The following is a 25,691-nucleotide window of genomic DNA, read 5'->3' on the forward strand; positions in this document are numbered from 1 at the left end:
CTGCTGGTGCTCGCGCACCATGCGCACCGCTCGGGCCTTGAACTCGGCGTCGTACTTCTTGGGCATGTCCTCATCCTTCATCGAAAGGAAGCGGCATCAAACCCGTGACGGTTCATGGTGAGCCGGGCGGTGCCAGCCTGACAGCAGGAGGGTGACAGGCGCGGGTCGATCCGTTCGGTACCTAAATCGAAAAACCGACCACCGCCGGCATCGACAGCGTGCCCTCGGCAAGTGGACCCCCGTCGAGTGCAAGACCTTCGAGGCTCGGGCGGTCACCCTGGCGGCCTGAATCAACGAATCAACTGGGACCTTCAGCAGTCCCGGTTTCTGGTTGGGGTGCCTTGATGGCCCACAATAGTAAAGATCGTGCTGGTCCTGTGATGCCTTACGTGGAGTGTGCTGATGTCTTCTGATTCATCGTTGGATTCCTTCCTCGCGGACTTCAACGGAAGGGTATGGAAACAGCCCGGCGCACCTGAAGCGTTGACCCCTCACCACATTTATCCAGCCAACCCTGGTGTGCAGGTCGAGGTCGTATACGCCACCTCCTCAGCTCGACCGAGCGCTAGCGATGCTCGCGCTTTATGGAGCGACCGCTGGAACAAACGCCCAACCGGGGTGCTGCTCGTGGCCGCATACCCAAACGGTGGCGCGGCCCCCAAGGCCGCCGTGGTGGGCTTGCGAGACAAAGGCACTTACGTTGCTGATCTGGCCTTCAGTTCTGTGGAGCTCGTCGTTGAGCAAGTTCTTGAGGCTCCGACGACGGCACGGGCCGAAGAGATCCTTGCCTCGTTGTTCGAAGAGCACGAGGATGACGAAATCCCGGGGTTGGTTAACACCGGACTGTTCGCCACCCACGAGCTGCTGACCAATGTTCCGAACCGCAGCGACTGGCAGACGGCGGGTGCGTGCGCGCGGAGTTTCCGGGGACATGGAGGCGAAGACCTCGTTCGGTCCGTGGGCTGGGAGATCGTGCACCAGGGAACGGACGCACTCCTCACAAAAGATGGGCGAGGAGAGGCAGTTGCCGTCTTCCTTGAGGGCGAGGAGCTGTTCGACCGTCCAGCTACGCGGTTCGGCACGGTTTCACCCGTCCAGCACGCGATCGCCGCAGCGCGTAATGCCCGGCTGCGATGGGTGCTCGCTGTTCAAGGCACACGTATGCGGCTATACACCGCCGATCCTGACACTGGTGTTGCTCGTAAGGGCAGCGACACCTACACCGAAATCAACCTCGCCACGATCGATGACGAGCACGCCGCGTATGCGACGTTGCTGATGACCCCAGAGGCGCTGTGCGAGGGCGGTACCGCCGATGAAATCCTCGGTCGTTCCATGGATCACGCCACCGCACTGGGAGAGCGCCTGCGTGAAAGGGTCTACGTCGATGTGGTCCCTGACCTGGCCACGGCCGTGGCCCAGCAGTTGAAGGCCACCACCGAGGCTGAACTGCGCGAGGCGTACCACATCACCTTGGTGGTCCTGTTCCGCCTGCTCTTCGTGGCCTACGCCGAAGACCGTGGCCTGTTGCCCTATCGGACGAATGAGGCCTATACGCACGTGTCGCTGAAGGGACGTGCCCGGTACTACGCCACCCAAGCCCATGGTGGCGATGGACTGCGCTTCGATCCGCACGCTGAGGACCTGTGGGACACCCTCCTCAACATCTGGCACGGCGTCTATGCCGGCCACACGGAATGGGGTATCCCTGCCTACGGGGGCTCGCTGTTCGACCCCCAAGGGGAGGTCGGGGCAACAATCTCCGCTATGCGGCTGACCAATGCGCAGGTGGGCCCCGCTCTCGTGAAGCTGTTGGTCGACACCGGACGGGACGCCACCGACGGCCCCGTAGATTTTCAGACCCTGAGCGTGCGCGAGTTCGGCACCATTTACGAGGGACTGCTCGAGTCGTCGCTATCTATCGCACCATCCGACCTCACCCTGGACGACAAGGGCACCTACGTGCCTGCCAAGCTCAGTGACAATGTCGTTGTCGCAGCCGGCAGGGTCTACTTCCACAACGCTTCGGGAAAGCGAAAGGCCACCGGCAGCTACTTCACCAAGCAGTTCGCGGTCGAGCACCTGCTCGAAACTGCTCTGGACCCCGCCGTGGAAGAGCACCTCGCCCAGGTGGCTGCCCTTCTGGACACCGGAAACGACACTGGGGCCCACGCCAAATTTTGGGACTTCCGGGTCGCCGACATCTCCATGGGATCCGGACACTTCCTCGTCGGCGCCGTCGACCACGTAGCCTCCGCCTTCACCGCGTTCCTCACCGACCACCCCATACCGACAGTCATGGCCGAACTCGACCGCTTGCGTGCCACAGCGCTGGAGAAGCTGACCGAGGCAAAGAGCGAGACCGTTCCCGAAATCGACCAAATGACCTTGGTGCGCCGCCAGGTGGCCAAACGCTGCATCTACGGCATCGACATCAACACGGTCGCCGTCGACCTCGCTCGCCTGGCCTTATGGATCCATACCTTCATCCCGGGACTTCCGATGTCCTCCCTGGACCACGGTCTAGTTCGAGGTAACTCGCTGACCGGCATCGGCACCCTGGAAGAAGTCTTCACGGTCAACGCATTCAAACCGAACTACAAATGGACGCGGTCGTTCTTGGCCGATCGACTCGAGGAAGAGCTGGAGGACTCCGCAAAGCAGCTGCGAAGGGTGGGGTTGACCTCCGAGGCCACCGCCGAGGAGACCAAGGAAGCTGCCGAGGCCTACGCCGAGGCCGTCCACCAATCAGAACCCGCCAAAGCCATCCTCGACGCCGCCGTGGCTACCCGACTCGGCACGATCAACCTCGATGGTGTCTTTGATACCGACACCATCATTCGGGCGGGGCGAGGCGTTGAAGTGCAGGCGAAGACGCACGAGCTGGATGCCCTGCATTTCGTCCATGCCTTCCCAGAAGTCTTCATCAACAGCGACGGGAGCCCTGGAGGATTCCACGTCATCCTCGGCAATCCTCCCTGGGACGAGGTGATGGTCGAGGAACCGAAGTTCTGGCAGCGGTACTACCCCGGAGTCATGGGGATGGCCCCGTCGGCCCAGAAGAAGGCGATCCAACAGTATCGGACTGAACGCCCTGACCTGCTGCCGTTGCTCGAAACAGAGCGGAAGCAAGCAGAAAAGTACCGCAAAGCGTTGCTCGCCGGACCGTACCCGGGCTTAGGAACGGGAGATGTAGATCTGTACAAGGCATTCTCCTGGAGATTCTGGCAACTTCTTCGGGACGGAGGTCGATTCGGTGTCGTCTTCCCACGTTCCGTGCTGAATGCCGCAGGCTCCGCCAAGTGGCGTGAGGAAATTCTTTTGTGCGGTCAGTTCACCTCTGTTGTTTCCATGGTCAATACGAGGGAATGGGTTTTCGACGATGTCGACCCGCGGTACTCGGTAAATCTGCTGACAATCAAAAAGGAACGACTTGACGAACCACAAGTGGGCCTGGCCGGGCCGTTCCATTCCCTCAATGACTATCAAAAAGGACATCGGCAGCTGGGAGCACTGCCTGCATCCGGATTAGGAGAGTGGGCCAGCGGAGCCACCTTCCCTCTTCTGCCGGACACCTACTCGGTTCAGGTCTTCAAAGCCCTGCGTTCGCACCCACGACTGGACTCGGGGGAACAGTGGTTATTCAAACCGGTTCGGGAATTTGACGCTACGAACGATCGAAAAACGTTCGACGCCGGATCTGATGCCCCTGGCCGATGGCCCGTCTACACCGGGGCCACCTTTAACCTGTGGGACCCGGACTTTGGTGACCCCTATGCCTACGCCGACCCGGGAACCGTTACGAAGGCACTGTTCGACAAACGCAAACGACAGTCGCGCTTGAAGTCCTCTGCGTTCCTCGGGCTGGAGCCCGAGATTGTGAACGATATTCACACCCTTCCGTGCCTTAGACCTCGCATCGCTTTTCGCGACATCGCTCGAGCCACAGATACCAGGACAATGCTTGCATGTCTTGTGCCGGGCAATGTGGTGCTGACGAACAAGGCTCCATATCTTCTTCAGCGCAAAGGGTGTCCAGCTGATGAGGCCTACGTTTTGGGCATCCTCTCGTCCATCCCGTTGGATTGGTATACGCGTCGATATGTCGAGATAGGGATGAATCTCCACATAGCCAATGCTTTCCCCGTTCCGCGGCCCGCACCTGAAGATGTGCGTCGTTTGCGAGTCGTGGAAATTGCGGGCCGTCTTGCTGCCGTGGACGGCCGATATGCCGAGTGGGCGGCTGAGGTGGGGGTCCCGGTGGGAAGCACCCATGGTGAAGGCGTCAAAAACGACTTGATTTGTGAGCTCGATGCGGTCGTTGCCCATTTGTACGGACTGGCTCGCGAAGAACTAATTCACGTTTATAGAACGTTCCACCGTGGCTGGAACTACCAGCCTCGTTTGGACGTTGTCCTGGAACACTTCGACCGTTGGGAAAACCAGTGAGCGTGTCACTGTCGGTAGGCCGCCCCGAATTTGCCACCAACAAAATTGGAGACCTCCCCCAACGGGTGGCGGACGCGATCAGTCAGATGATTGCGTACAGCTCCGATGGTCGGGTCGAGCCAACGAGCGTGGACATCGCCACGGCGTACTTCAATGTCGGCGGGTTCAGCCTCCTAGCAGACGCCTTGGAGGCCGCCGGCCCGGTGCGGTTGTTGTTGGGTGCGGAGCCGGCTGATTTCGAGGTTAGATCAACCATCACCCCTTTGAGCGTGCGGGGCGCGCGCCGAGGGAATCCGAGGTTGCAACAGGCCCTGGAAGAACACGCCCACGCATTGGCCGAAGACCGTAATCTCGTCGGCGTCACCCGCGAAGGAGACGCCGCCGTCGAAAGACTCTTGGCTTGGCTGGATAGCCATGACGTCCAGGTCCGCCGCCTGGAGAAGGCCTTCCTCCACGGTAAGGCCTTCATCATCAAGGACGGTGGGCCCGGTGTGATGGTGGGGTCCTCAAACATGACCTACGCCGGTCTGGCCCGAAATCGGGAACTGAACCTTGGGGTGTATCAGACCACCACGGTGGAACGCACCCAGGGTTGGTTCGAGGAGCAATGGGAGGAGGCCGTTCCGTATGACCTGGCAAGTCTCTATGCGGCGCGCACGGAGCTCCACCAACCGTGGACGGTGTTCCTGCGCATGCTTTATGAGCTTTACGGTGACACGTTCGAGGAGGACACCGAGTTCGACAACGAGCTCGGCCTGACCGAGTTCCAAGCCGACGGCGTCCACCGTGCCAAGCGTATCCTCGCCAAACGCGGGGGAGTGATCGTCGCCGACGAGGTGGGGTTGGGAAAGACCTTCGTGGCCGGCGAACTGATCCGTGAGGCCGTGATTGAGAACCGGCAAAAGGTCCTTGTGGTGGGCCCAGCCACCCTGCGTGACTCGACCTGGAAACCGTTCCTGAAAGAGAAGAACATCAACGCCGACGTCGTCTCCTATGAGGAACTCGTCGGCGACATCCAGAATGATCGGGTCGGCAAGGTCGGGGCCCATGTCCAGGCTTTGGATTCCTACGCCCTGGTGGTCGTGGATGAGGCCCACAACCTCCGCAACCCCAGCACTCAACGGGCGGACGCTTTCCGGCTCCTGCTCTCCGGAGTGGTGGCCAAAAAGCTGGTACTGCTGACCGCCACCCCGGTGAACAACTCACTCGCAGACTTGCAGAACCTGGTGAGCTACATCGACCCTTCGGATGGCGCGTTTACGGACATCGGCATCCCTAGCGTGCGGAAGTACATCGGCAAGGCCATGGCGATGGACCCGGAGGAGCTATCCGGTAAGCACTTGTTCGAACTCCTGGACGCCATCTCGGTCAAACGCACTCGCCGATTCATCAAGACCCAGTACCCGCACGAGAAAATCAACGGGGTCCAGATGGTCTTCCCCCAGGCGAAGGTTCACCGGGTGGACTACCACTTGGAGGCTGTGCTGCCCGGATTCTTCGATCGACTTGCGCGGGCCCTCGGAGCTCACACCGACGACGAAGATTTGGACGCCACGGGCGTGACCTTGCAAGAACCCGGCACCGTCCTCACCATGGCCCGCTACGTGCCTTCTCGATTCCTTCTCGGACACGAGGAGGTCGAACAGTTCGAGGTCCAAAATGCCGGGCTGCTGCGATCAGCTCTGCTCAAGCGGTTCGAGTCCAGCGCAGCCGCGTTCGAAGCGACCGTGCGGAAAATGATCGGCTCGCACGACTACTTCCTCAGCGCCCTGTCCCAGGGCAAGGTCCTCACCGGGGATGCATTACGCGCATGGGCAGCCTCCGACTCCGACGATATCGACGACATCGTCAGCTCCCTGGACCCGGACACATCCGCCAACAACGTTGACGCCGCCTCCCTCTACAACATCCCAGCCCTGCAAGGGGCGATCGAGGCCGACCGCGCACTGCTCGAGCAGATGGCACAGGAAGTAGCCTCGGTGGACTGGACGGACGATCCAAAAATCGCCCAGCTCGCCGATGAGATCGGTCGAATCGCTGAGGAAGCACGGCAAGACGGTATCGGTCTTGAGAACACACGGAACCGCCGCAAGGTCCTACTTTTCACCTACTTCACCGACACGGCCCGCTACATCGAAGAAGCTTTGACCGCCCTAGCTGAAAAGGGTGATCCTCGTTTGGCGGACTACCACGAGCGAATTGTGCTGGCCACCGGCGGCGACCGACACGGCCGCCAGGACGCCATCGTAGGCTTCGCACCCAAAACCGCGGGCACCGCCGATGATGAGGACAAATACGACCTGGCGATCGCCACGGACGTCCTCTCCGAAGGCGTCAACCTCCAGCAAGCTGGCCACATCATCAACTACGACCTGCCCTGGAACCCGATGCGCCTGGTGCAGCGCCACGGCCGCGTCGACCGCATCGGATCCACGCACAAAGCGATCCACCTGCGGTGCTTCTTCCCAGACGACCAGCTCGAAGAGCTCCTCCAACTGGAAGGGCGTCTGAAACTCAAACTCCACCATGCTTCCGTCGCCTTCGGAGTCGGGGAAGGGGTCCTCCCTGGCATTGAGGCCACCGAGCGAGTCATCGCGGAAACCCGTGAAGAGATCCAACGCCTGCGGGACGAGGAAGCCGACATCTTCAATGAGCGCACCGCAGCCGCCGCCTCCAGTGAGGAGTTCCAACGGCGCTTGGCCAACGCGTTCAAGTCGGCACAAACGAAGAAAAAAGTGCTCGACCTGCCCTGGGGTGCGGGATCGGTGATGGATCGACCAGGAACACAGGAAGGGTTTGTCTTCTGCGCCAAGATCGCCGACCACCCCCGCCCCGAATTCCGCTATGTCCCCATCGAGGACGGAAAGGTCCGCACTGTCGACGGCAAGCCGGAGGTCATCGGCGAATTGCTGACCAGCCTCGAGCAGGCTGACCCCCGGGACCCCAATACGCCCGCCGGCGACCCCTCAGCAGACCTGCGAGAAAAGCTATACACGACGTGGGAGATCGCTCAGGCCGACATCTACGAGGATTGGACGCGGCGCACCGATCCTGCAGAATTCGAACCCCAAGTACCCAAGGCCATGCGCGATGCAGCAGCCCTCGTCCGCAAGCACGGCGCCGTACTCGGCGACGAGCAAGACAGATTAGTTGAACGGCTGAACCAGGTCGCCAACCCTCGGGCCGAGAAGGAGATTCGAGGAATCCTGGCCGTCCAGCAGAACGGCAATGCTCAGTTGGCAGTCCGCGCCCTCCAAGAGAAAGCAAAACAGCTGCGTCTCAAGGTTCCCAAACCAGTCGATCCGCTACCTCCTGTCGAATTAAACGACATTCGCCTCCTGACGTGGGTAGCGATCCAAAATTAAGTTGAGGGTCCATAGCCGCGGGCAACACGTAAAGCAGCTCTACTTGAAACCCGCTTTCTGGGACTTTGCTCACTGAGTACACCCTGTCCCAGTGCGGGTAGGTGGCCCGGCCCCCGCGTCGAACCCATGGTGGTGTGTGCCGGAGAGGTCCGAGGGCGGACGGCATCCGGCGTCCAGGCCTGGCATGGGGAAGGATCGGGTTGCTGCCGTCGGTGGATCCATGACGCCCTGCTGGCGCTGCTGGGCCCCAGCCTGCTGACGGCGACGTCGCTAGGCATGCTCCTGTACCCGCCGGCGTTTCCTGTTGTGCCCTTCGGTGGGCAGAGCGTAAGCGGTGGGCAGGGCGTAATGACCGTTTGCGGGTACGAGCGTGTAGTCGACCTGCGGGGGAGGTTGCAGTCAGACATGACCGTGCCGTTGGTGGTGGGCTGCCCTTCCTGCGGGGTGCTCGCAGTCGGTCATGGCCGGGTGCCGGTGCTGTCGCACGATCTGCCCTGCGCAGGGGTGCCCGTGCGCGTGGTGTGGAGCAAGCGCCACTACCGCTGCCACGAGGATGTCTGCGAGGTGAGGACCTTCAGTGAGGTCCACGAGTTGGCTGCCCCGCGGGCCAAGCTCACCACCCGCGCGATCGCCTGGGCCGTGGCGCAGCTGCGCTCCCACGACATCGCCGTCTCGGCTCTGGCCGAGACGCTCGGGGTCGCCTGGAACACCGTGTGGAACGCTATCGCCCCTGTCATCAGGGGCCAGGTGGCCGCCGAGGACCGGCTGGCCGGGGTGAACGCACTGGGGGTCGACGAGCACGTCTGGCGCCATGTGGGCCCGCCGGGGACCGGGCTGGTCACTTCGGATCGTGGACCACTCCCGCGACGAGCACGGCCGGCCCCGGGCGAGGTTGCTGGATCTGGTGCCCGGCCGCACGGGGGCGGCCTACGGTGACTGGTTGGCCGAGCAAGGGACCGGGCTGGTCGCCGAGATCCTCGACTCGTTCCCGTCCTGCCGGATCCCGGAGATCGCCCGCCTCGGCCGGACGTTGCGCCGGTGGCGAGCGGTGATCCTGGCCTACTTCGACACGGACGGCGCCTCAAACGGCCCCACCGAGGCCGTGAACGGGGTGATCGAGACCATGCGTCGGGTCGCACGGAGATTCCACAACTTCGAGAATTACCGGCTACGCGCGCTCCTCGCCGCCGGCGGTCACAGCCCCTGGAGAAAGACCCTCACCCACACTCAACTGTGAATGCCCACTAATCTCTTGCACGACTCACACTGGGTTCTTATCCGCTATGGTTGCACCACGGGTCTTTTGAACTACTGTCAGCACCTACTACGCTTAATTTTTGATGCGCTTCGTCTTATAGACATTGGGAGTATGTGCCCATTCGGACATAAAAGCAACACTTATTCACACAATAGTGTTGTCAAATGAGTTACTCATTGCCCGTGTTTCGATTACGAAACGCGTTCTTCAGCGCTTCTATTGGGTCATAATCCGGATGTCGATCGGTAAGTTGTCCATTGAAGGATCGCCCAGTATCGGCAGCGCCTACTAGAGGATCGGGTTCGTTGGTTTTCGCGTCCTTCTTGATCGGGACCCACTGTTGCTTTCTGGCGTTCCACTGCTCAGCATCGAACGACTTGAAAGGTTCAGTCGGCGACGGCAGCTTCATACGGTACCCGTCTGTGGTGAAGCCCTTTTTGAACATCCGCGGCGTTTCCCACACCACACCGCAGTACACGTTTTCCCACTCCTCTTTGGCACCGCGCTTCAACTCGAACTCGATGCCAGAGTGGTCAGGACCCCAGACCTGTACCTGCGGCGTCAAGACCTTGAATGCGCCCTTACCCCACACAGCTCCCTGCGCGCCGTAGCGAACGCCCGGACCCCGAGACAAGATGACCGACACGTAGTACGGCCGAGGGCTCACCTTGGTCAGCGGCCTGGTTGGATTTTCCTCATTAGGCAAGACCTCCCTGATCTCCTCATGCCGCTCCGCATGTAGGAAGTCCAAGCCGGCGGTAGAAGTCGACTGACGCTGCAACGCGAAGGCTCGCCAGGTGTAGGTGCCACTGATGAGGGCGACGACCAACGCTGTGGCAGCGACCAGTAGGTTGGCGATGTCAGTGACACCGGGGGGTTCAGTCATGGTGCCAGGCTAGCTGGATAGGGTTGCAGGCATGGGGATGTGGAAGCGTAGAAAGCGAGCACTGCCGTGGAAAGAGCCACTAGATGTCAAGGTCATCAACTGGTTCCTCAACCGGTCGTTCTGGAAAAGTGTCGCTGTCAACGTGGTTTCCGCCGCCATTATCGCTATGGGGGCGACATTCGTACTTTCCATAGCCATTTATAAGAAGGTTGACTACAAAGTTCAGCAGGACCGTATCACTAGCGATTACTGGTGGCTCTTTCTGTTCGTCGCTATGACGATAGTCTTTGCCATGCTCGCTAGGCGCCGCTCCAGAAAGGATAGGGACAAAGGCGCTGTAGCCCTAACCGTATCTATTTTGACGGCCCCGGTCGCCGTATATTATCTACTCAGCATTTGGTCGATGCAGATAACTAACCTTGTAAACACCATTGAAATCACGGAGTTCAGCGATGGCACTCACATTTCCCATGTGTTCACCTACTTAAGCTACGACGAGTTTGGCAACCCCCGCTACATGGACGATGTGCCGTACTCGGCCAGGTAAGGTGGCATCTATCTCCGACGAGAGGTACCCATGACGCTCGACGCCTTGCTGAAGCTGCTTCCCAACACACCCTGGGTCACGCTACTGCTATTCATTGTAATTCTCTACTTGGTGATCGAGCGGGTCTTCAACTTCACCACAAGCATCTCTGACCGGCGCAGCGACCAGCAACTTTTAAACCGGGCGAAAAAGGCGGCCTCAATTTTGGAGAAACTGCCTGCCAATGATGAAGCGCGATTCGAAATGCTTGCCTATATCGCAGCGGGGCCTTACTACGAGAATTCCCCGTTGGGAGGGGGCGGGAATAATTTGCTGCCCGGAGCACATGGAGCGATCCCCGGATGCGGGGGAAAATGCAGGGAGGTGCAGACGTGAACTTAGCCTACTGGAAATGGTCTCACCAATTTTCGCGTCTCAATTACTTCAGTCCACCCCTTGATTGCCATGCCCACACCGAATAACTAGTCGTCACCCATAGGAAGTCTCCGTGTTGGGTCGACCGCCAGCGCGTTGGGGGTGTGCCACAGCTGGTCCTCGGTGTCGAGGGGGTCGTAACCCAACTCACGGAGAAGAGTGGTATTCATCAGCATGATCATTAAATGAAATAATTCATGCAACTCTTCCTCGGCCGACGATTCCAAAGCGCCAGCATGAGTTAACTCATTTCTGGCTCGGACAACTTTGGGTATCACGTCGTCAAATCGCAGTCGGTTGCGCAGCCGCGGTCCTGCGTTCTCAACTAGATCCTCCAGGCGTTCCCGCAAGGTTGGTGCATCGGCGTGGGACAATCTATTTCTTACGAATTCCCCGTAAGGTTCGCCCTCGACTGCCAACTTTATTTTTTGTTTGATGCGCTTAAAATCTTCTCTAGGGATATGAGGGGCAGGATTCAAAATGCCGTGCACCACTTCAAGTGAGCGGACAGCCCGATAAAAGCTTTCTTCGATAGTCATCTGCGCCCACATGTTTATTGACAAAAAGTCGAATAAAGCTGGCTTTAGATGATCGTATGACTCGAACCACTTCGACAGCAGTCGTGCAAACTCTGCATCGTCCTGTGGGGCTCGACAAACCAACTGAGCTTCATGGGGCGCTTTCTGCGAGCCTGGGCGCGCCATCCAGGATGTGGAGCACCATTCGAACCATCCACCCCAGAGGGGCCCTCCGTGGCTATCCTGCGCCATTGTGTGTGAAGTTGGATCCTCCTCCATGCTTTGGTTCATTACGACACCCTCAGCGGAATCACCTGCCCCCACACAAAAGGTTAAAAATTGGAGTAGAGGAATTACGATCTTGGTCCATGCATCATCAATTTTAATATCCTCATCAAACTTGACATGAAATTCGGGAACGAATCGAATGTCTGAGCTGAACTGTGAACCCGATTCCATGATATGCCAGTTGAAGTCAATAGTTCCACCTGATATCTGTGCTGTAACTGGTGATTTGAGTTCGATCTGCCCGCCAGCCACACCTTCCTCATAAAGGCGCGTGTATTTAGGTCGATGCCATGTCGTCCATGCGCGTAGCATGGGGGAACGAAAGCGCAGTTGCCGGATAGTAGTACGACCTCCTTGCGGCAATTGGGCGCCGACTATTAGCGCCCATCCACCCCACTCTTCGGCGGCGACTATCGGTGCAGCCCTGCTCTGATCTTCAAACCATGGTGCTATTTGTCCTTCGTAGTGACCGCGATCAATGGTAAGAAAAGTCCCATCGAATGCGCGTCCAAGTACCTGCTTGGGTCCGAACTGGGTCTGATCTTGACCTAAAAGGGATCCACTGAGGTCAAGCAAAATTCCATTCTCCTGAGAAAAAGTCAGGCTTCCCGGAATAGGGTCCGGCTGATCTCGGGTGTGCCAGTGACCCCTGAAGGTCCTATCCATCTCAGGGTTTTCACTACTACGGATGCGAATGGCCATGCACGCATGGTGGCATCTGCAATCCTGCAGGGAACGTCGCCACGCGGGCCGGCATGCATTGATCGTCGAGACCCCTCGGCGATCGGGTCGACTGTGACGCGCTAGGAGCTTTGACCTCACCTGTGCGATCTAGTTCAAAGACGCAGCGAAGTATCGACGGGCTCAGTTTTCCCATGACAATTTGGCCCGTATCCCAAGGGTTGCTCGACGACTTGGTTGCAAGACGCGAGTCGGTACGAAGTAATGCGTGCTCTGGCGCCGGCGTAGGGGCTTGACCTCATGGTGATGTCGGGGAATCCTGACAGTGTCAGGGTTTCATGACACTTCGGAGGTGGATGTGATCGAGCACGATGGAAAGCAAGGTGTGACGGCGCCGCACGCGGCGTGGGAGCTTGGGGCGGCCCTGGCTGACCATTCCGTGCCGGTCGACGACCGTGACGGTGTGGCTGTAGCCCAGTTCCTGCGTATGGCTGCTGATGCGTGGGCGGCCGCGAAGACCGAGGAAGCCACCGACCGTGCTTTGGAGCGGGTGAGGTTCCTGCGCCTGCTTGAGAGCGGGGCCGGCGTGGCGCTCCACGATGCTGTGAATGATGCCCGGGGGAGCGGAGCATCCTGGGCCGGGGTTGGCTGGGCGCTGAACACCTCCCGGCAGAGCGCCTATGAACGGTTCACCGACTGACACTGCATCTAGTGGGGATCGTCGGTGGGTGAGACTAAGTCTTAGGAGCTTTCGGCGCGTTGCCTCGTCTCGCAGGTCATGGGATGCGAGACGTCTCGTCCAAAGAATTTTCGCCCGCATGTTTCCGCGGTGGGGCGTGTCTCGCATCTATGTGCTTTATACGAGCACCTAAAATCAGCTACTCAACGTTAGTTGCGAGACAGATGGGGTTGACGTGGGGAAAATGATTGGGTACGCCCGGGTGTCGACGCGGCAGCAGGATGCAGACCGCCAAGTGTCTGACCTCCTGCATGCAGGTGTGCGGCGCGATGACCTCTACGTGGACCATGGAGTCTCTGGAGGCCGTGCCACGCGTCCGCAGTTCGACCGGGCGGTGGCTGCGCTCGAGGAGGGCGACACGTTGGTCATCACCACGCTGGACCGTCTGGGCCGGTCGACGCAGAACATGTTGGCCTTCGCCGAAGCACTGCGGGGGAGAGGTGCCGGGCTGCGGGTGCTGAACCTCGGTGGGGGAGACGTGGACACCCACACCCCGATGGGCTCGATGGTCTTCACCGTCATGGCTGCCTTGGCGCAGATGGAACTTGAAATCAAGCGGGAACGCATCACCGACTCGGTGGCCAAGCGCCGGGCCGCCGGCAAGGACCTCGGCGGGCGGCGCCAGACCTTCACCGACTCCCAGATCCGCAACGCGCTGCGGCTGATCGAGTCCGGGGAGCCGGCCACCCAGGTCGCCCGCGACCTCGGGATGTCGCGGGCCACCCTCTACCGGCGGATTCGGGAGCTGCCGCAAGCGACGACCATCTGAGTCCGATGCGTCAGGGGGTCCTCCGGGAAGTGGTGCCTGCCTGGGCGGGGGTGACGGGGATGGTGGCCTGCTGCAGATGGGGGACGTGTCGGCGCAGGTTCTCCTCGACGGCGTGGGCGAGGTCGTGGCCGGCCTCGACGCTCAGGGTGTTCTCAACGGCAATGTCTACATCGGCCTCCAGGCGGTGCCCGCTCCACCGGGCCCGCACCTGGCCCACCGATTCCACTCCCGGCACGGCGGCGGCCGTGCGCTCGATCAAGTCCAAGGTTCCGTCCTCGACGCCGTCCATGAGCCGGCGCACGACCGTGCGCATCGAGCCGACCAACACCGCAATGATCACCGCGGCAATGACCAAACCGATGACCGGGTCCACCCACGCAAGCCCGAGCCAGGCGCCGATGACCCCGAGCACCACCGCCAGGGAGGTCAGGGCATCAGTGCGGGCGTGCTGGCCCTCCGCGATCAGGGCCACCGAGCCGATGCGCCGCCCGGCCCGGATGCGATAGCGGGCCACGACCTCGTTGCCGGCAGCCCCGACGATGGCAGCAGCCAGGACCCAGCCCAGGTGGGTCATGTCCCGCTGGATGGTCAGCGCCCGGACCGACTCCCAAATGATCAGCGCGGCCGAAAGGGCGATCACGGCCCCGATGAGCAGGCCCACCAGGTCCTCGGCCCGCCGGAACCCGTAACTGTAGCGCCGGGTGGGAGCCCGGCGGCCGAGACGGAAGGCGATGATCAGCGGGATCGTCGTGGCCAGGTGCCCCAGGTTGTGCAGGGTATCGGCGAGCAGGGCCACCGACCCGCTGACCCAGACGATGACGATCTGCAGCAGTGCCGTGGCCCCCATCCCGGCCAGGCTGACCCAGGCGGCGCGGATGCCGATGGAGCTGGCCTGCTCGGCGGTCTGGATGGCCTCGGTGTGGTCATGGCTGTGCGGGACCAGGGCGTGCTTGAGCCGGCCCCAGGCGCCGTGATGCTCATGCCCCTCGCCGTGGCCATGGTCGTGGCCATGAGAGTGGGCGCGGGTGCCGCCGTGTTCGTGGGTGTGCCGGACTGATTTCACACTAGAAGCGTATCTACGTAGATACGCAGATACAAAGGCGCGGGTAGCATGATGCCGTGCACGACGAGCTGGTCCACCCCGCCCCCGATGACGAGCATGCCCGGATTGCCGCGGAGACCTTCCGCATGCTCTCCGATGCGACGCGGGTGAAAATCCTGTGGGCGTTGTTCCAGGGCGAGTCCAGCGTCAACGCCCTGGCCGAGCTGGTCGGCGCCGCGCCCACGGCGGTGAGCCAGCACCTGGCCAAGCTGCGCCTGGCCGGGCTGGTCGAGAGCCGGCGGCAGGGCACCTTCGCCTACTACTGGGCGACCGACACCCACGTGCACCGCCTGCTGGCCGAGGCGCTTTCCCATGCCGAGCACATCACCGGTGCCGCCCCGGCAGGCGCCCCGCACAACTACCGCGCTATAGGCGCGGACCGCGACGGGTGACGGACTCAATGAATCTCACCGGGCGCGCCTGAGCCACGAAGCCGACACGGCCCCTCTTATCGCCGGGTGAAACCCACCACCACGAGCCGGCCCACCGACACCGCCCCTTGAAGGGGGAAACCCCCGGCGAACACGGCACGGCTCACCGGCCGACGACAGCTGAGTCCCGGCCTCCTGGTCATCTGCTCACCACGTGGTAGGCCCGTCGCGACACTCGAGGCGTCACCGTCAGTCAACTCCATGGCCACCGCGCAACACTGAGAGGCCCTGTGTCTGGCAAGGTCCCCGAGCTGTCCCCGGCGAGGTCGCGTGTCCAGGACACGACGTCTTCCGATTTACATATGGCCGGTTACCGGTCTGGGTTGCGGAGGAGGATCCCCTCGCGGGCATCGACCCGGCCACCGGTTGCCCGGACTGGTTGGGGGGGGGGGGGGATTTCCAGGCTTCTGTCCCCGCCCCGCGTCATGAATCGTCCGCGAAGTCTCTGACGGTCGGAAAGGCCGTGAATAGTGTCTTGTCGAACAGTGCCAGGAGCAGTCCGGTGACGGGCATCCGGGGGCGTCTTGCTGCGGCGGGACGAGGGAGGTGGCCCGGGGCTCGGCCGGCTCACCGAGCTCGGACCGTCGTGCTGCTGGGCATCGACGGGGCGGGGAAGACGACGACAGCCGCGGCGCTGGTGGCGGCGGAGCAGGAGGCGGGGCGGCCGGGGGTCGTGCTGCGCAACCGGTCCGGTCGCCGCTGGCTGGCACGCACCTCGGCACGCGTCGGGGTGGAGGTACCGGTGCGGTGGGCGGACCGGTTCGAAACCGTGGTGCGCTCCACCAACGTTCTGGTCTGCCAGGTGCGTGCCGCACGCCGGGACGGTCTGGTGGTGATCGACCGCCATCTGGTGTGCCAACTGGTGCTGCGACGGGTTCGGGGTCTGCCGCCGGGCCGGGTGCTGCCGTGGTTGGCGGTCACCGTGCTGGACGGGGTTGTCGTGGTCGTGCTCGACGTCCCGGCCAAGACCGCCCATGCACGGATTCTTGCCCGCGGGCAGGATGACGAGTCGCTGGAGTATCTGCGCGCGGCCCGGGCGGCCTATCTGGAGTTCGCCGGTGTCCGGGGCTGGATCGTCGTGGACGCCACCGGGGCGCCAGAGGCGGTTCTCTCTCGACTCACCGGCTTGAGATGAACCTGCAGCCCAGACTGGTTCACAGAGAAGAGGACGACACCTTGATGATCACCACGCTGAACCCCCAGGGGCGGTCGACGCAGAACATGCCGGCCTTCGCCGAGTCCCCTGCGGGGCTGGGACGCTGGTCTGCGGGTGCTGAACCTCGGTGGCGGGAAACGTGCGACACGCACACCCTGATGCGGTCGATGGTCTTCACCGTCATGGCAGCCCTCGCCCAGATGGAACTGGGATCAAATACGAGCGGACCACCGACTCTGTGGCCAAACCCCGGGCGGCCAAGGACCTGGGTGGGCGGCGCCCGACCTTCACTGCCTCCCAAATCCGTGCCGCGGGGTGACTGATCGAGGCAGGACAGCCGGCCACCCAGGTGGCACGCAATCTGGGGATGTCCAAGGCCACTCTCTACAGGGGCGGATCCGGGAGATCCCGCAACCGACGTTCTGAGGCCGTCTGGCCCCGAGGTGGTGATGCATATGCCGCCCGTGTGCGAGCATCCTTAGCGAGCGGGTCAAAGGGGGCACGGGTCCGCGGGGTTGTAGGACGGTGCATCGTGGTGGTCAGTGTCGCGTCGCTGAACCGGTTAATAGCCCGGGGTTGGGCTCAGTAGCCGTTGGCGGAGAGCCACTCCTGCGCGGCGTCGGCCGGGCTGATCGGCTGGTCGCCGCTGACCTTGCGGTTCAGGTCGATGAGGTCCTCCGTGGTGAGCTTGCCGGACAGCTCGTTCAGGGCGTCCACCGCCTCCTGGGGCAGCCGGTCCGTCGCGGCCAGCGGCAGGACCTGCTGGGCGATGAAGTTGTTCTCCGGGTCCTCCAGGACCACGAGGTCGTTGTCGGCGATCGCCGGAGTGGTGGTGAAGATGTCGGCGACGTCCACGTCCCCGTTGAGCAGGGCCTCGACGGTCAGGGGGCCCGCGCCGTCGTTGATCGGCTCGAAGGACTCCGGCACGCACCCGTAGTTCTCCTCGAGGCCCTCGAGCCCGTAGGCGCGCTCGGCGAACTCAGGCGGGCCCGCGATCACCAGCTCCCCGCACACCTCCGCCATGTCCGCGATGCTCGTCAACCCGTACTGCTCGGCGGTCTCCGGGGTGACCACCATGGCGTCCTTGTTCTCCGCAGAGGAGGGCTCCAGCACGGTCAGGCCCTCCGGCAGCGCTTCCGACAGGGCGTCCATGATCTCCTCGGCGGAGCTCGCCGTGGCCTCGGGGTCCGCGAAGAGCAGCAGGTTGCCGGAGTAGTCGGGGACCACGTCCACGGACCCGTCCTGCACCGCCCCCACGTAGGCCTCGCGGGCCCCGATGCCCAGGGACGTCTCCGTGCTGACCCCGGCGGACTCGAGCGCTCCGGCGTAGATCTCGGCCACGATCTGGCTCTCCGGGAAGTCGGCGGAGCCCACGGTCACGGTCTCGGTGGCGCCGTCCTCGGACCCCCCGTCTCCGGCGAGGGGGTCGCCGCCTCCTCCGCAGGCGGTCAGGCCCAGCAGCAGGGCGGCACCCAGGGCGGGTGCGGTGGCGCGGCGGCGGAGCGCGGGAGCGGTGGTCATGGTGGTTCTCCTGTCGGTCAGTGCGGGTGTGCAGGGGTATTCAGTGGGTGAAGGACAGTGTGCAGATGATAACGGAGTGCGCAGTCATGGTTACCGGGTGGGGCCTGTCCACCGGCGACGCCGTAGATACGGTGGGGTCATGGCAGAGCCGGGCTCGGGAACCATGGCTTCGGACACCTCATCGGAGGCAGACGGGGGCGCAATGTGTTGGGTTGTGGCCTTCTCCGGTCGTTTGGGAGACGGGGTACGGGGCGTCGCGGGGTCGGCTCGGCCTGGTCGTGCCTGCAGGGCTGCGGCCGTGGCTATATCGTGGTGCGCGCCTCCCGCCGACCCGTCGGGGATGACGGGGCTCACTGCTCCGCGGGATGGGCCGATTCCTCCCCCGGGGGCGGCCTTGCATTTCCCACCCCTCGGCATAGGTCTGCATGATCGCGTCCTCGATGCCGTTGTGGGCCATCTTCGCGAAGTGGCCCGCGCCGTGCTCACCGGCGTGGACGAAGCCGAACGCGCCCACGGGTTTGAGCGAGTCGAGGATCGGTTGCGCGGTCGCGGTCCTGGTCGTGCCCCTGGGCGCCTACGGACGGAGCGGCGCTGTGTCAGGAACGGACGAGGCGAGCTATGGCGTCGGAGGCTTCCTTGATCTTGGCTTCGGCGTCTTCGCCGCCGAGTTGGGCGGCGTCCACGACGCAGTGCTTCAGGTGGTCATCGAGCAACCCGAGGCCGACGTTGCGCAGCGCGGAGGTCAGGGCCGAGATCTGGGTGAGGATATCGATGCAGTACTGTTCCTCGTCGACCATCCGGTGGATGCCGCGGGCCTGGCCCTCGATCCGCTTGAGGCGGGCCAGATACCGGGCCTTGTCGCTGATGTACCCGTGCGTGGTGTGGCACTCGGTGTCGGGGGTGGCGGTGGTCTCTGGGACAGGGGTGGCGTCCATGGTGGTGTCATCGTCTTTCGGTCGATTTCGTGTGGACCGGCGGCCCTGGGCCAGCTGTGGAGTTGGCCCGGGGCCGCCGGTTCACGGGGTGTTGGGTGGGATCAGGCCGCCACGTACTTGGCGGGGTTGGCGTCGAAGGCCGGGCCGCAACCGGCGCAGCAGAGCCAGTATCGCTGGCCCTGGTAGTCGCGGACGAGCCCTGCGGCCTCGGCATCGGCCTTGACGACCTGGTTGCCGGGCATCACCGGGCACTCGGCAGTCTCGTCGCTGGAGACACCGGCCAGGTGGCGGTCGGCGAGCCCATGGTGATGACCGTGCTCGTCGTGGTGGTCGTGGTGGCACATGATGGTGTTCCTTTCAATCGGTGGGGTGGTTCAGGCGTCGATCGGCTGTCGCGCCCTCGGGCGCGGGGTCGCCGATGACGGCTGGGGGTCCACCGCCTGGCTGGTGAAGGAGCGCAGGCGCAGGCTGTTGCTGACGACGAAGACGGACGAGAAGGCCATCGCGGCCCCGGCGAGCATGGGGTTGAGCAGTCCGAAGGCGGCCAGGGGGATAGCAGCTGTGTTGTAGGCGAAGGCCCAGAACAGGTTCGTCTTGATCGTCCTCAACGTGCGTCGGGAGAGCCGGATCGCGTCCGCGGCAGCCCGCAGATCCCCGCGCACCAGCGTGATGTCGGCGGCCTCGATGGCCACATCGGTGCCGGTGCCCATGGCCAGGCCGAGATCGGCCTGGGCCAGGGCGGGAGCGTCGTTGACGCCGTCACCGACCATCGCCACGGTCTTGCCCTGCCCCTGGAGCTTCGCGACGACATCGACCTTGTCCTTGGGAAGCACCTCGGCGATGACCTCCTCGATGCCGACCTCTGCGGCGACCTGGGCGGCCACGGCTTGGTTGTCACCGGTGAGCAGCACCGGGGTCAGGCCTAGCTCCTTGAATTGGGCGATGGCCTGGGCGCTGGTGGGCTTGACCTCATCGGCGACCACGAGGACGCCGCGCGCTTGCCCGTCCCAGCCGACCGCCACAGCGGTTTTGCCCTGGGCCTCAGCGGCCTGCTTGGCCTGGCGCAGATCGTCGTCGAGGTACTGGGCCCACTCGGCCAGCAGGGCCTCACGGCCGACCAGCACCGCGTGTCCATCGACGACGCCCTGGACCCCGCGGCCTTCGATGTTCTCGAAGGACTCCGGTGCCGGCAGGTCTCCCACCTCCGTGGTCGCACCGGTGGCGATGGCCTGGGCGATGGGGTGCTCGGAGGCGTCCTCCACGGCACCGGCCAGACGCAGCAGCTCGGCCCGGTCCACACCGGGGGCGGGGATCGCATCGGCCAGGGTCATCTTGCCGGTGGTGACGGTGCCGGTCTTGTCCAGCACGATCGTGTCGATCCGCCGAGTGGACTCCAGCACCTCAGGTCCCTTGATCAGCACGCCCATCTGGGCGCCCCGACCGGTGCCGACCAACAGCGCGGTCGGGGTGGCCAGGCCCAGGGCGCAGGGGCAGGCGATGATCAGCACCGCCACCGCGGCCGTGAAGCCTGCCGAGAGGGGGAACCCGGCGCCGATCCACGCACCGAGGGTGGCCACGGCGATCGCGATGGCGATGGGCACGAAGACGGCCGAGACCCGGTCGGCCAGACGTTGGATCTCGGCCTTTCCTGACTGTGCGTCCTCGACCAGTTGGGCCATCTGCGCCAACTGCGTATCCGCACCGACCCTTGTGGCGGCCACGACGAGCCGGCCGCCGGCGTTGACGGTGGCGCCGGTGACCGCGTCCCCCTCGGCGACCTCGACCGGTACCGACTCACCGGTGAGCATGGAGGCGTCGATAGCGCTCGTGCCGGAGACGATGACCCCATCGGTGGCGATCTTCTCCCCGGGGCGCACGAGGAACTCATCGCCCACGGCCAGGTCCTCGATGGGGATGCGCTGCTCGCGCCCCTCGCGCAGAACGGCGACCTCTTTCGCCCCGAGCTCCAACAGGGCGCGAAGGGCCGCCCCAGCCCGGCGCTTGGAGCGCTTCTCGAAGTAGCGGCCGAGCAGGATGAAGGTGATCACGCCTGCGGCGACCTCGAGGTAGATGTTGCTCAGCCCGTGGGAGGGGGAGATGGTCAGTTCGAAGGGGTGCACCATTCCGGGTTGGCCGGCAGTGCCGAAGAACAGTGCCACGATCGACCACAGCAGGGCCGCGGTGGTGCCTATCGAGATCAGGGTGTCCATCGTCGCCGTGCCGTGGCGCAGGTTCAGCCACGCGGCCCGGTGGAAGGGCCAGCCGGCCCACACCACCACGGGTGCGGCGAGCACGAGGGAGGCGAAGCCCCAGTAGTCGAACTGTAGGGCGGGAATCATCGCCATCGCGATGACCGGCACCGAGAGAACTGCCGCACCGATCAGACGCTGCCGCAGGGTACGCAGCTCGGCGTCTTCTGCCGTTGCCCCCTCACTTGTTGCCGCACCCGGGTCGGCCTGCGGAGGTGCTGGTAGCGCTGCGGTGTAGCCGGTTTTCTCCACCTCGGCGATCAGGTTCTGCGGGTCGTACCCGGCCGGGGCACTGACGCGGGCCTTCTCCGTGGCGTAGTTGACGCTGGCGCTCACGCCCTCGAGCTTGTTGAGCTTGCGCTCGATCCGGTTGGCGCACGAGGCGCAGGTCATCCCACCGATCTCGAGCTCGACGTCGGTGCCCAGCGCCTGCGGCGGGGCCGAGGATGCAGACATGCGGTGCTTCTTTCTCTTGATATGGACGCAACCGACCCGGCCGCGACTCTCTCAGCGATAGGTCGAAGGCGGGTCAGTGCTCGCCGTGGTCGTCGGCTGCGGTGTCAGCGGAGGAATTGGTGGTGTCGGTGGACCCGGTGGTGTCGAGGGCGAACTGGGCGGTGTGAACCTGCCCGTCGACCTGGAAGTCGAAGTAGAGGTAGTACCGGCCCGGGGTCGGGGCCGTGGTGGCGAAGTCGACTTCCGGCCCGGAGACCTCACCGGCGACCGGCTCAGTTCCTTCGGGGTGGACGTGCAGGTAGGCCAGGTCCCCGGCGCGCAACGCGACCAGGTGCCCGTAGGCACCCAGGTAGGGTTCCAGGGTGGTGACCGGCTGTCCGTCACGGGTCACATTCACACTCAGCTGCGACTGAGACCCGGCCGACAGGTCGCCTTCCAGGGTTACTTGGTAACCGTCGACCTCGTCGGTGACGGCCACCTCCGGTGCGGCCGGATCGAAGGAACCGGCCACGTCCACGGTGCGGGTCAACGTCAGGTTCTCCCCGACCCCGGCCGGCACGACATCGGCGTAGACCCGGTAGGTGCCGGCAGTCTCCCACTGCCACGGCAGCGACCAGCGCCCGGTGGCGTCCATCACTGGGTGCACGTGACGGAACCCGGTGCCATCGGTGCGCACCACGATCAGGTGCAGGTCCTTCTCGTGGGAGGTCTCGAACTCAGTCACCGGGGCCCCGTCGGGGCCGGTGATCGTCAACGACAGCTCCCCGGCGTCCCCGGTGGTTCCTGGCGCGGTGACCTCCTGGAGGAGGTAGCCGTTCTGCTCCATGCTCACCCCCTGGGGGGTGGGCCCCGCAGGGCTGCCGGCGGTGGTCTCGACCGGGTCCTGACCGCTGTCGGTGTGCTGGGTCAGCTGGGTTCCTTCTGCCTGCTGTGTCCAAGCCGACACTGTCGCCTCCGGCACTACGGCCCCGGCCGCAGCGAAGGCCCCGGTGAACACCACCGCCAGCCCCGCCGCGTAGGCCCCCAGCCGTGCGGCGGCGTTCACGCCGACCGCGCCGCCTGGTAGCCGGCCTCCTCGACCGCGGCGATGACCGCCGCCTCGTCCACCGGCTCGGCGCTGGTGACGGTGAGCTGGCCGCTCTGGTGGCTGACCTGAACACCGGTCACGCCCGCGACCTCCTGGACCTCCTCGCGCACGGACATCTCGCAGTGCCCGCAGGTCATCCCGGTCACCTGGAACTGAGTGGTCGTCATGGTCTCGTCCTTCCCAATATGTTACCCCTGAGGGGTATCTGTGCAAGTACAGATTTACCCCCTGGGGGTACAGGTGTCAAGTGGTGCCGGAGGGAGAAGGCGGTGGTGGGTCGGGTGCGAGGCGGTATGGTCGCGGCAGGTTCCGTCGCGCTCTATCCAGCCGCACCTGCGCGGGTGGACACCGCTTGGGCCTGATCCGGTGTGCTTTCCGGCGCCACGGACGGACGGTGCGGACCCCCACACCCGGGCCGTTCATTTCAGGAATAGAGCTCAGCGTTCCATCCAAGATGTGATGTCACCAGCAGTTGAGGCGCGACAGTGTTCCCCATGCTCAGTTCCGATTCTCCGCAGTGACATCGAAGGTGCTTGTTGAGCTTTCCTCAAGACCACGTGAAGATTCCCTGAAGCTTGCTCTCTGGCGGCTCTACGGGCTGTTCTCCCGGGTCAGTGAGGACTTAGATTGCAGATGAGAACCCCCCGTTCTCATCGGTCAAGTCCTCTTGAGTGGTGTACAGGATCGGCGTGATCCTCGTGGGGTCAGGCGCTGAGTGCGCCGAGGGCGGTGGTGTCCTCCTTCCCGGTGTCAGTGGTGCTGACGAGGCTCAGGCGAGACTTGGCGAGTACGTCCAGTCCCAGATAGCGCCGTCCTTCGGCCCACTCGTCGTGCTGCTCGGCCAGCACGGCCCCGATCAGGCGGATCAGGGAGGTCCGGTCCGGGAATATCCCGACCACGTCGGTGCGCCGGCGGATCTCACGGTTGAGCCGCTCGTTGGGGTTGTTCGACCAGATTTGGCGCCACAGTCCCTTCGGGAAAGTGGTGAAGGCCAGGATGTCGGACCTGGCCTCGTCCAGGTGGGCGTGCACGGCCGGCAGCTGGGGCTCGACCATCTCAAGGAGCTTGTCGAACTGCGCCTCGACGGAAGCCGTGTCGGGCTGGTCGTAGACCGAGTGCAGCATCGCCTTCACCGCCGGCCAACTGCTCTTCGGGGTGGTCGCCATGAGGTTGGCCGCGTAGTGGGTGCGGCACCGCTGCCAGGAGGCTCCGGGCAGGGTCGCCCCGATGGCCTCTACCAGCCCGGCGTGGGCATCGCTGGTCACCAGGCGCACACCACTCAATCCACGGGCCACGAGGTCGCGGAAGAAGCCCAACCATCCGGCCCCGGACTCGGCCGTGGCCACCTGCACCCCGAGGATCTCCCGGTGGCCGTCGGCGTTGACGCCGGTGGCGACCATGACGGCGACCTTCACCACCCGACCTCCCTCGCGGACCTTCATCACCAGCGCATCGGCGGCCACAAACGTGTACGGCCCGGCATCCAGGGGGCGGGTGCGGAAGGACTCCACGTGCTCGTCGAGGTCGGCGGCCATGGTCGAGACCTGGGAGCGAGACAGCCCGGTGATGCCCAACGACTGCACGAGCTTGTCCATCCGGCGGGTCGAGACCCCCAGCAGGTAGCAGGTGGCCACCACCGACGTCAGCGCGGACTCGGCCCGCCGGCGGCGCTCGAGCAACCAATCGGGGAAGTAGGTGCCGGTGCGCAGCTTCGGGATGGCTACGTCGAGGGTGCCGGCGCGGGTGTCGAAGTCGCGGTGACGGTAGCCGTTGCGCTGATTGACCCGCTCCGGGGAAGAGGCCCCGTAGGCGGCTCCGCACACCGTGTCGGCCTCGGCCGAGAGCAGCGTGTTCACAAAGGTCGTGAGCATTTCCCGGAGCAGGTCCGGGGAGGCCTGGGCGAGGTGCTCGTGCAGGAACTGGGCAGGGTCGATACTGGAAGGAGCGGTCATCGTGATGTTCCTCTTCGAGAGTGCTGTGGAAGGTTCACTCGAAGGATCACGCGGTGACCGCCCTCGTCTATGACGACGCGCTCACCGGGCTACCCGTACACCACCATGCAGGACGCAACTTTCTCATCAGCCCGTGCACACGGGCGACAGGTGCCCCGGCTCTGCTCCCCAGAGGCTGGGGCACCCGTCGTTTAAGGTCAAGGAGTGACGTGGCTCGGATCGGAGGATCCGACGGACCATGGACTGCTACGAGGATCCTGCGCTGTGGTTCCTTCTTCTCATTTCGAGCTTTGGTCGTACGGATGGGCGCCTCTATCGCCTACGAACCCTGGAGTTTTCATAGAAATTTAGAAACCCGCGACGGGGAATCCGAGTGGGACGGTCACCCTGGGGACAGGACGGTCCCGGACGCATCGGGACTTCACGGTCAACAGGGAAATCACGAGCATCCGACCGAGAACGGGAGGGCACCTCCCTGCCGGTCTCGGAGACGCGGTGGTGCGGCCCACGAGCAGACTGGTGGGGATCGACGCGGCTCGAAGGGTGGCGCGGATTGGTCCTAAAGGGCATTTTCTGAGGACTCGGCGGCCTTGTTCGCTTTGCTGGCCGGAGTGGGGTTGGCACTGGCCTCTGGCGGGCGGTACCCGCACGAGGGCAGGACGATGGCCGCCGACCGGATCGGACTGGTGGTGCGAGCGGTACTGACCGCCGTGGTGGGCCCGGGAATCGAAACCTTGATATCGGAGGACCCATGGGCCTACAACATTTTGATCCACTACGGGCCACCAAGAAAGCATGTGCGGGCCTGGGGTGATCTGTTCTGCTGAGGTCCCCGTGCGAGGTGCTCTGGGCACCCGGGGTGGCCTTCACATGTAGGTCTCAGAAAAC

At 63.8% G+C, this 25,691-nt stretch carries 22 protein-coding genes and 1 pseudogene; 12 read left to right on the top strand and 11 right to left on the bottom strand.

Going from position 1 to position 25,691, the window contains the following annotated elements; translation table 11 throughout:
• Positions 1-402: 402 nt before the first annotated feature.
• From PU704_RS14910 to PU704_RS14925, 4 genes are all read left to right on the top strand, one after another.
• Positions 403-4,449: an Eco57I restriction-modification methylase domain-containing protein gene (locus tag PU704_RS14910; protein WP_277551870.1), complete on the top strand. Its 4,047-nt coding sequence runs from the start codon at positions 403-405 to the stop codon at positions 4,447-4,449.
• Positions 4,446-7,814, top strand: a complete 3,369-nt coding sequence (locus PU704_RS14915; RefSeq protein ID WP_277551871.1) for a helicase-related protein — start codon at positions 4,446-4,448, stop codon at positions 7,812-7,814. The genes PU704_RS14910 and PU704_RS14915 overlap by 4 nt, the downstream gene beginning before the upstream one ends.
• A gap of 405 nt (positions 7,815-8,219) precedes the next feature.
• On the top strand, positions 8,220-8,750 hold the full coding sequence (locus PU704_RS14920; RefSeq protein ID WP_277551872.1) for a helix-turn-helix domain-containing protein: 531 nt from the start codon (positions 8,220-8,222) through the stop codon (positions 8,748-8,750).
• Between the two features lie 4 nt (positions 8,751-8,754).
• Positions 8,755-9,051 carry a transposase gene (locus PU704_RS14925; protein WP_277551873.1) on the top strand — a complete coding sequence of 99 codons (297 nt, stop codon included), beginning with the start codon at positions 8,755-8,757 and terminating at the stop codon, positions 9,049-9,051.
• Between the two features lie 190 nt (positions 9,052-9,241).
• Here the strand turns inward: PU704_RS14925 and PU704_RS14930 are convergent, their stop codons facing one another.
• Positions 9,242-9,958: a hypothetical protein gene (locus tag PU704_RS14930; RefSeq protein WP_277551874.1), complete on the bottom strand. Its 717-nt coding sequence runs from the start codon at positions 9,956-9,958 to the stop codon at positions 9,242-9,244.
• Between the two features lie 31 nt (positions 9,959-9,989).
• Between PU704_RS14930 and PU704_RS14935 the strand changes: the two genes are divergently transcribed.
• Together PU704_RS14935 and PU704_RS14940 are read left to right on the top strand one after the other, a co-directional pair.
• Complete coding sequence (locus tag PU704_RS14935) at positions 9,990-10,505, top strand: hypothetical protein (protein WP_277551875.1); 516 nt, start codon at positions 9,990-9,992, stop codon at positions 10,503-10,505.
• Positions 10,506-10,535: 30 nt separating this feature from the next.
• Positions 10,536-10,880 (top strand): hypothetical protein, encoded by a 345-nt coding sequence (locus PU704_RS14940; RefSeq protein ID WP_277551876.1) that lies wholly within the window; start codon positions 10,536-10,538, stop codon positions 10,878-10,880.
• Positions 10,881-10,966: 86 nt separating this feature from the next.
• On the opposite strand, the gene PU704_RS14945 is transcribed toward PU704_RS14940, so the two are convergent.
• Positions 10,967-12,427 (bottom strand): ApeA N-terminal domain 1-containing protein, encoded by a 1,461-nt coding sequence (locus PU704_RS14945; protein ID WP_277551877.1) that lies wholly within the window; start codon positions 12,425-12,427, stop codon positions 10,967-10,969.
• A gap of 337 nt (positions 12,428-12,764) precedes the next feature.
• Here PU704_RS14945 and PU704_RS14950 point away from each other — a divergent pair, with 337 nt between their 5' ends.
• Both PU704_RS14950 and PU704_RS14955 read left to right on the top strand, forming a co-directional pair.
• Positions 12,765-13,106 carry a hypothetical protein gene (locus PU704_RS14950; protein ID WP_277551878.1) on the top strand — a complete coding sequence of 114 codons (342 nt, stop codon included), beginning with the start codon at positions 12,765-12,767 and terminating at the stop codon, positions 13,104-13,106.
• A gap of 214 nt (positions 13,107-13,320) precedes the next feature.
• Positions 13,321-13,914 (top strand): recombinase family protein, encoded by a 594-nt coding sequence (locus tag PU704_RS14955; RefSeq protein WP_277551879.1) that lies wholly within the window; start codon positions 13,321-13,323, stop codon positions 13,912-13,914.
• A 10-nt stretch (positions 13,915-13,924) separates the two neighbouring features.
• Here PU704_RS14955 and PU704_RS14960 read toward each other — a convergent pair whose 3' ends face one another.
• Positions 13,925-14,977 (bottom strand): cation diffusion facilitator family transporter, encoded by a 1,053-nt coding sequence (locus PU704_RS14960; protein WP_277551880.1) that lies wholly within the window; start codon positions 14,975-14,977, stop codon positions 13,925-13,927.
• A 56-nt stretch (positions 14,978-15,033) separates the two neighbouring features.
• Between PU704_RS14960 and PU704_RS14965 the strand changes: the two genes are divergently transcribed.
• The 3 genes from PU704_RS14965 to PU704_RS20005 all read left to right on the top strand — a co-directional run bounded on the left by PU704_RS14965 (position 15,034) and on the right by PU704_RS20005 (position 17,192).
• A complete protein-coding gene (locus PU704_RS14965) occupies positions 15,034-15,408 on the top strand; it encodes an ArsR/SmtB family transcription factor (protein WP_277551881.1) in 375 nt (124 codons plus the stop codon).
• 625 nt (positions 15,409-16,033) lie between these two features.
• Positions 16,034-16,582 carry a nucleoside/nucleotide kinase family protein gene (locus tag PU704_RS14970; RefSeq protein WP_277551882.1) on the top strand — a complete coding sequence of 183 codons (549 nt, stop codon included), beginning with the start codon at positions 16,034-16,036 and terminating at the stop codon, positions 16,580-16,582.
• A gap of 370 nt (positions 16,583-16,952) precedes the next feature.
• Positions 16,953-17,192, top strand: coding sequence for a hypothetical protein (locus PU704_RS20005; protein ID WP_338130235.1), 240 nt, complete (start codon positions 16,953-16,955; stop codon positions 17,190-17,192).
• On the opposite strand, the gene PU704_RS14980 is transcribed toward PU704_RS20005, so the two are convergent.
• The 8 genes and pseudogenes from PU704_RS14980 to PU704_RS15015 form a co-directional block, all read right to left on the bottom strand.
• Positions 17,186-18,124 (bottom strand): ABC transporter substrate-binding protein, encoded by a 939-nt coding sequence (locus PU704_RS14980; RefSeq protein WP_277551883.1) that lies wholly within the window; start codon positions 18,122-18,124, stop codon positions 17,186-17,188. The two genes, PU704_RS20005 and PU704_RS14980, sit on opposite strands and share 7 nt — an antisense overlap.
• 397 nt (positions 18,125-18,521) lie before the next feature.
• Positions 18,522-18,668: pseudogene (locus PU704_RS14985) on the bottom strand (6-phosphogluconate dehydrogenase); the annotation flags it as partial.
• Between the two features lie 52 nt (positions 18,669-18,720).
• Positions 18,721-19,059 (bottom strand): metal-sensitive transcriptional regulator, encoded by a 339-nt coding sequence (locus PU704_RS14990; protein WP_277551884.1) that lies wholly within the window; start codon positions 19,057-19,059, stop codon positions 18,721-18,723.
• A 101-nt stretch (positions 19,060-19,160) separates the two neighbouring features.
• The gene (locus tag PU704_RS14995; protein ID WP_277551885.1) at positions 19,161-19,403 is read right to left on the bottom strand and encodes a hypothetical protein; all 243 of its coding nucleotides are present in this window, start codon (positions 19,401-19,403) and stop codon (positions 19,161-19,163) included.
• A 30-nt stretch (positions 19,404-19,433) separates the two neighbouring features.
• Positions 19,434-21,764, bottom strand: coding sequence for a heavy metal translocating P-type ATPase (locus PU704_RS15000; protein ID WP_277551886.1), 2,331 nt, complete (start codon positions 21,762-21,764; stop codon positions 19,434-19,436).
• Positions 21,765-21,837: 73 nt separating this feature from the next.
• Positions 21,838-22,809, bottom strand: coding sequence for a heavy-metal-associated domain-containing protein (locus PU704_RS15005; RefSeq protein WP_277551887.1), 972 nt, complete (start codon positions 22,807-22,809; stop codon positions 21,838-21,840).
• On the bottom strand, positions 22,806-23,018 hold the full coding sequence (locus PU704_RS15010) for a heavy-metal-associated domain-containing protein (RefSeq protein ID WP_277551888.1): 213 nt from the start codon (positions 23,016-23,018) through the stop codon (positions 22,806-22,808). Before PU704_RS15010 ends, PU704_RS15005 begins: the two co-directional genes overlap by 4 nt.
• Positions 23,019-23,555: 537 nt before the next feature.
• On the bottom strand, positions 23,556-24,803 hold the full coding sequence (locus PU704_RS15015) for an IS256 family transposase (RefSeq protein ID WP_277551889.1): 1,248 nt from the start codon (positions 24,801-24,803) through the stop codon (positions 23,556-23,558).
• A gap of 590 nt (positions 24,804-25,393) precedes the next feature.
• Between PU704_RS15015 and PU704_RS15020 the strand changes: the two genes are divergently transcribed.
• Complete coding sequence (locus PU704_RS15020; protein ID WP_277551890.1) at positions 25,394-25,630, top strand: hypothetical protein; 237 nt, start codon at positions 25,394-25,396, stop codon at positions 25,628-25,630.
• Positions 25,631-25,691 lie beyond the last annotated feature (61 nt).

Source organism: Kocuria oceani (assembly GCF_029524215.1).
GTDB classification, from domain to species: domain Bacteria; phylum Actinomycetota; class Actinomycetes; order Actinomycetales; family Micrococcaceae; genus Kocuria; species Kocuria oceani.

Coding starts and splice junctions, on each gene's coding strand:
- PU704_RS14910 (WP_277551870.1), top strand. CDS start 403: ATGTCTTCTGATTCATCGTTGGATTCCTTCCTCGCGGACTTCAACGGA.
- PU704_RS14920 (WP_277551872.1), top strand. CDS start 8,220: ATGACCGTGCCGTTGGTGGTGGGCTGCCCTTCCTGCGGGGTGCTCGCA.
- PU704_RS14930 (WP_277551874.1), bottom strand. CDS start 9,958: ATGACTGAACCCCCCGGTGTCACTGACATCGCCAACCTACTGGTCGCT.
- PU704_RS14935 (WP_277551875.1), top strand. CDS start 9,990: ATGGGGATGTGGAAGCGTAGAAAGCGAGCACTGCCGTGGAAAGAGCCA.
- PU704_RS14940 (WP_277551876.1), top strand. CDS start 10,536: ATGACGCTCGACGCCTTGCTGAAGCTGCTTCCCAACACACCCTGGGTC.
- PU704_RS14945 (WP_277551877.1), bottom strand. CDS start 12,427: ATGGCCATTCGCATCCGTAGTAGTGAAAACCCTGAGATGGATAGGACC.
- PU704_RS14980 (WP_277551883.1), bottom strand. CDS start 18,124: ATGACCACCGCTCCCGCGCTCCGCCGCCGCGCCACCGCACCCGCCCTG.
- PU704_RS14990 (WP_277551884.1), bottom strand. CDS start 19,059: ATGGACGCCACCCCTGTCCCAGAGACCACCGCCACCCCCGACACCGAG.
- PU704_RS14995 (WP_277551885.1), bottom strand. CDS start 19,403: ATGTGCCACCACGACCACCACGACGAGCACGGTCATCACCATGGGCTC.
- PU704_RS15000 (WP_277551886.1), bottom strand. CDS start 21,764: ATGTCTGCATCCTCGGCCCCGCCGCAGGCGCTGGGCACCGACGTCGAG.
- PU704_RS15010 (WP_277551888.1), bottom strand. CDS start 23,018: ATGACGACCACTCAGTTCCAGGTGACCGGGATGACCTGCGGGCACTGC.
- PU704_RS15015 (WP_277551889.1), bottom strand. CDS start 24,803: ATGACCGCTCCTTCCAGTATCGACCCTGCCCAGTTCCTGCACGAGCAC.